We start from the raw sequence: 5,529 nt of genomic DNA on the forward strand, positions 1-5,529 counted from the left end.
AACCCGTGTTTTCGCCGTGAAAGGGCGACGTCCTGGACCGCTAGACGAAGGGCGCGTCTTGGGGCCGAGGTTCTATAGGCGGACGGGGGACGCAGGGCAACGGGCGGACGGCGCCAGGACGGCGCCATGACGCGGCGGCGGACCGGTTTGTCGCGGACGGCCGCGTTCGGCCGCTTCGGTTCGGTCGTGCTACCGCTCCGGCTCCAAGCCTCTGTAGGGTGTGGTTTGGCGCGCGCCGCGCGCGTGACACGGTTCTGGGATGGTTCGACCGATGGCGACCCGACGCGACGATACCGGCGGACCACCCGGCCGGCCGGCCGGTTCCTGGGCGCGCAAGCCCGGGAAACCCGGTGTCGGCAAGCCGGCCCACGGCCAGCGCCCCCGGCCCGCCGGCGCGCCGCCGGCGCACGCGGGCGCGGCGGTGCTCTACGGCTTCCATCCGGTGGTGCAGGCGCTGGGCAACGCCGAGCGGCGCCTGCACCGGCTGCTCGCCACCGAGAACGGCGCCGCGCGGCTCACCGAGGAACTCGGCGCCCTGCGGATCGAGCCGGAACGGGTGCGGCCCGCCGACATCAACCGCCTGCTCGGGCCGGATGCGGTCCACCAGGGGCTCTATCTCGAGGCCGACCCCCTCCCCTCCCCGGGCCTCGACGCGCTGCCGGCCGACGCGCTGCTGCTGGCGCTCGACCAGATCACCGACCCGCACAACGTCGGCGCGATCGTGCGGACGGCCGCCGCCTTCGGCGTCACCGGCATCGTGACCACGGCGCGCCACGCGCCCGGCGCCACCGGGGTGCTCGCGAAATCCGCCTCGGGCGGCCTGGAGCACGTGCCCTTCCTCGTGGTGCGCAACCTCGCCGAGGCGCTGATCGAACTCGGCGCACAGGGCTTCACCCGGATCGGCCTCGATTCCGAGGCCGGGACCAGCCTCGACACGCTGACGCCGAAGCGGCCGGCGGTGATCGTGCTCGGCGCCGAGGGCAAGGGCCTGCGCGAGCGCACCCGCGCCTGCTGCGACGTGCTCGCCAAGATCCCGTTCACCGGCGCGATCCGCAGCCTCAACGTCTCGAACGCCGCCGCGATCACCCTCTACGCGCTCGGCCGTTGATCTGGGATTTTGGCCGAGGTGGGTGTCCCGCAGCGCGGACCGGCCTTGCCGCGGAGCAGGACACAACCGCGCCGGGCAAGTCACGAAATTAAATGCCGTGGCCGGCGACTTCGCGGGCGACCGCGCGGCTGCCGATGTCGCGGCGGCAGAAGCCTTCCGGCCAGTCGATGCGGGCGATGGCCGCGTAGGCGCGGGCCTGCGCCTCCAGCACGCTGTCGCCGAGCGCGGTGACCGCGAGCACCCGGCCGCCGTCGGCGAGCAGCGCGCCGCCCTCGGCGCGGGTGCCGGCCTGGAACACCAGGGCGCCGTCGCGCTCGGCATCCGCGATGCCGCGGATGGTCGAGCCGCGCAGGGCCGCGCCGGGATAGCCCGCCGCCGCCATCACCACGGTGAGCGCGGCGCGGTGGGCATCGAAGTCCAGGCTCACGCCGGTGAGGTCGCCGTCGCAGGCCGAGAGCAGCGCCGGCACGAGGTCCGAGGCCAGCCGCGGCATCAGCACCTGCGCCTCCGGGTCGCCGAAGCGGGTGTTGTACTCGATCAGCTTGGGGCCGTCGGCCGTCAGCATCAGGCCGGCATAGAGGATGCCGGTGAACGGCGTGCCCCGCGCCCGCATGCCGTCGAGCGTCGGCTGGATGATCGTCTCCATCACCGTGCGCTCGATGCCCGGCGTGACGATGCCGGCCGGCGAGTAGGCGCCCATGCCGCCGGTGTTGGGGCCGCGGTCCCCGTCGAAGACCCGCTTGTGGTCCTGCGCCGTGCCGACGGGAATCGCCCGCGTGCCGTCGCACAGGGCGAAGACGCTCGCCTCCTCGCCGAACAGGCAGTCCTCCACCACCACCTCGGCGCCGGGCTCCGCGAACAGCGCGCGCAGCGCGGCGTCCGCCTGCTCGACGGTCTCGGCGACGGTGACGCCCTTGCCGGCCGCCAACCCGTCGGCCTTCACGACGATCGGGGCACCCGCTGCCCGGACATGCGCGAGGGCGGGCGCGAGGGCGGTGAAGCGGGCAAACGCCGCGGTCGGGATGCCGTGCTCGGCGCAGAGGTCCTTGGTGAAGCCCTTCGAGCCCTCCAATCGCGCTGCGGCCTTCGTCGGGCCGAAGGCGCGGATGCCGGCGGCCGCCAGGTCGTCGACGAGGCCGGCCACCAGCGGCGCCTCCGGCCCGACCACCACGAGGCCGATGCGCTCGGCCTCGCAGAAGGCCCGCACCGCGGCGTGGTCGGAGACCGTCAGGTCTGGCCGGTTCTCGCCGTGGCGCGCCGTGCCGGGATTGCCCGGCGCCGTGAACAGGCGCGTGCACAGCGGGCTTTTCGCGATGGCGTAGGCCAGTGCGTGCTCGCGGCCGCCGTTGCCGATGAGAAGGATGTTCATGGAGCTGGGAGTCTCCCTGAAAAGCCGGTCCGGGGAAAGAGGACGTCTGCCAGATCCGTGCACTCGTGCACCGGAACGGCGCGAACCCACTTGTCCTCATGGGGTCGGCTACGTTCGCTTGGTTCTGCGAACGCCTTTCTTTCGGGTCTTCGCCTCGCGCCTTGGCGAGGTCGAAGGTGACTTTGGCTGGTGGTCCGTCGTCGACGCAGTCGTTGCCCCGCCTGTGGAGTCAGAGTCCGGCCTTCTGGCTGTTCTGCGATGCCGCAGGCTCTTGGCCGCACCCACCAGCGGCTTGAGCGTCGGGATGAAGCCGGCGAGCAGCCCGAGAGGCCCGAGCACTTGCAAGAGAACAACGGTGAACACGACCAGCGGTGCGATGCGGGCGACGTCACCGATGCCCGGCGGCAGGTTCTCCAGGATCTCGCGCTGGATACGGCGACTGAGCTCCGCCGATAGGGGTCCGTCGCTGATCGATGGGCCGGCGGCCCAAGCGGCAGCTTTGGCGGCCTGGGCATCGGAGTCCGGGAGGCTCGCCGCCACGTCCGTGTCCGCACGATCGGCCGCCCTGATCGCTTCGCGCGTCAGGTTGGCGACGACTAGGAGCTTGTCGGCGACCAAGCCGGCGCGAACGTCCAGCGTTGTCGCATCGGCGATCGCGGCGTCGTTGACGGTCAGCGCGGTGACGGCCGCTGGTGTGACCGCGTCGGAGCCCGCCGCAGCCGAGGCGATCGCGGCCGCTTCGAGGGCGATCGCCTCGAGACGCTCCGGATCCCGTTGAATATCGAGCGCGACGCGTTCCGCCTCGATCCGGCGTACCACCGGATAAACCGCTAATACGTCCTGCAGGCTGAGCAGCACGTCGTTCATGTGAGCGATGGCGTCCGGGAAAAGCTCGGCCCGCCCCTCTGGGGTATCGAAGGCGTCGCGGTCGGCCTCGATGCTGCGCGCGCGGGAGAGCAGGAGGCCGGGGCGCAGGGGTTCGCCCGTCAGGGCCTCGCGCAGCCGATCGACCGAGCGCCGCACCCGCGGATCGGCGTTGGCGGCGGCGAGCCGTTCGTCGAGGTCGTGGGTCTTGTCGCGAAGCTCGGCGAGGAGATCGGCGGCGACCTCCGGGTCGATCGGTTCGGCCGGTTCCGGCACGGCATCGATGAGGCCGTCGCGCAGGCCGAAGCGGTAGGCGGCCGGGCGCTGCTCTGTGACCTGCGCGAGGTTTTCCGCCGCCTCACCCTCCTCGTCGCCATCCGGCGTGTCCGGCAGCGTCGCCGGATCGAGTTCGCCGCGCAGATAGGCCAGTACGGTGTCCGTTGCCTTGGGTTGATCGAGCGCGATCAGCGTCGGATAGGGCGGCGGCAGCGGGTTGTTCGTGACGTCGAGCCCCGTTTCGAACAAAGCTCGTGCACCAGCTTCGAGTGACGTCAAGCTGCCGAGCCAGTCCGGCAGTGTGCTCAGCCGGTTGTCGCTGAGATCGAAGCTCTGGAGGCCTGTGAGGTTGCCGAACCAGTCCGGCAGGGTGCTCAGACCGTTGCCGCTGAGATGGAGGCTCTGGAGGCCTGTGAGGTTGCCGAACCAGTCCGGCAGCGTGCTCAGACCGTTGTGGCTGAGATCGAGGCTCTGGAGTCCTGTGAGGTTGCCGATCCCATCCGGCAGTGTGCTCAGCCGGTTGTCGCTGAGATAGAGGCTCTGGAGACCTGTGAGGTTGCCGATCCCGTCCGGCAGCGTGCTCAGACGGTTGGCGCCGAGATTGAGGCTCTGGAGGCCTTTGAGGTTGCCGATCCCGTCCGGCAGCGTGCTCAGACGGTTGGCGCTGAGATTGAGGCTCTGGAGGCCTTTGAGGTTGCCGATCCCGTCCGGCAGGGTGCTCAGACGGTTGGCGCTGAGATGGAGGCTCTGGAGGCCTGTGAGGTTGCCGATCTAGTCCGGCAGCGTGCTCAGACCGTTGCCGCTGAGATTGAGGCTCTGGAGTCCTGTGAGGTTGCCGATCCAGTCCGGTAACGTACTCAACCGGTTGAAATCGACGTCTAGAGTTCGCAATTCTGTGAGCTCACCGATTTCCGTCGGAAGGGTGTCGAGTCCCAATCCCTTCAACGACAATGTATCTTCCCCGCTCGCCTGCACAGCAGCGATGCGGTTCAAAGCACGTTGATAAGGCTCGTCATCCACCACGGCAATTTGTTCTGGCACGTGTCGTCCTCTTGGATCGGCCGCTAGGTCCGCACCCGCGTTAGAATAGTAGGTTTGAGCTGATTCAGGGCAACCTCACGTCGCCGGTCTCCGCCCGCTCTGCCGGTGCCCTTTGACCGCGCGTCTGCCTCCGCCTAGCGTCCGCCGCCATGGCCCTCGTCCCGCCCCCCTCGCCCGCCGCGCAGTCCATACCCGCCGCGGACGTCCCGCCCTCCGCCCTGCTCGTCGCCAACCAGCCCGAATGGTCGGTCGGCGACCTCGCCTCCGCGCTCAAACGGACCCTCGAGGACGCCTTCGGGCACGTGCGCCTGCGCGGCGAGATCTCGGGGTATCGCGGTCAGCACGGCTCGGGGCACGCCTACTTTTCCCTGAAGGACGGCAACGCCCGCATCGACGCGGTGGTGTGGAAGGGCACCTTCAACCGCCTCCGGCAGAAGCCGCAGGAGGGGCTGGAGGTCGTCGCCATGGGCAAGATCACGACGTTTGCCGGCAAGTCCTCGTACCAGATCGTGGTCGAGAGCCTGGAGCCCGCGGGCATCGGTGCGTGGATGGCGCTGTTGGAGGAGCGCAAGCGCGTGCTCGCCGCCGAGGGGCTGTTCTTAGCCCAGCACAAGCGGGCGATCCCGTTCCTGCCCCGGGTCGTCGGCGTCGTCACCTCGCCGACCGGCGCGGTGATCCGCGACATCCTCCACCGGCTGGAGGACCGGTTCCCGAGGCCCGTGCTGGTGTGGCCGGTGCGCGTCCAGGGCGAGGGCGCGGCCGACGAGATCGCCGCGGCGATCCGCGGCTTCAACGCGCTTGCCCCCGGCGGCCCGATCCCGCGGCCGGACGTGCTGATCGTCGCCCGCGGCGGCGGCTCGATCGAGGACCT

The 5,529-nt window shown here is 70.4% G+C and carries 5 protein-coding genes and 1 pseudogene; 2 read left to right on the top strand and 4 right to left on the bottom strand.

Going from position 1 to position 5,529, the window contains the following annotated elements; genetic code table 11:
* Positions 1-271 precede the first annotated feature (271 nt).
* Positions 272-1,108, top strand: coding sequence for a TrmH family RNA methyltransferase (locus ACFE86_RS20870; protein WP_375457239.1), 837 nt, complete (start codon positions 272-274; stop codon positions 1,106-1,108).
* 88 nt (positions 1,109-1,196) lie between these two features.
* Here ACFE86_RS20870 and purD read toward each other — a convergent pair whose 3' ends face one another.
* The 4 genes and pseudogenes from purD to ACFE86_RS20890 all read right to left on the bottom strand — a co-directional run bounded on the left by purD (position 1,197) and on the right by ACFE86_RS20890 (position 4,658).
* A complete protein-coding gene (gene purD / locus ACFE86_RS20875; RefSeq protein WP_375457240.1) occupies positions 1,197-2,477 on the bottom strand; it encodes a phosphoribosylamine--glycine ligase in 1,281 nt (426 codons plus the stop codon).
* Positions 2,478-2,585: 108 nt separating this feature from the next.
* Complete coding sequence (locus ACFE86_RS20880; protein WP_375457241.1) at positions 2,586-3,896, bottom strand: hypothetical protein; 1,311 nt, start codon at positions 3,894-3,896, stop codon at positions 2,586-2,588.
* Between the two features lie 69 nt (positions 3,897-3,965).
* A pseudogene (locus ACFE86_RS20885) lies at positions 3,966-4,388 on the bottom strand (leucine-rich repeat domain-containing protein); the annotation flags it as partial.
* Positions 4,389-4,658, bottom strand: a complete 270-nt coding sequence (locus ACFE86_RS20890; RefSeq protein WP_375457242.1) for a leucine-rich repeat domain-containing protein — start codon at positions 4,656-4,658, stop codon at positions 4,389-4,391.
* A 149-nt stretch (positions 4,659-4,807) separates the two neighbouring features.
* On the opposite strand from ACFE86_RS20890, the gene xseA reads away from it, so the two are divergent.
* Positions 4,808-5,529, top strand: a 722-nt coding sequence (gene xseA / locus ACFE86_RS20895) for an exodeoxyribonuclease VII large subunit (protein WP_375457243.1), incomplete at its 3' end; no start/stop codon positions are given.

The organism is uncultured Methylobacterium sp. (genome assembly GCF_964244095.1).
GTDB lineage: Bacteria > Pseudomonadota > Alphaproteobacteria > Rhizobiales > Beijerinckiaceae > Methylobacterium.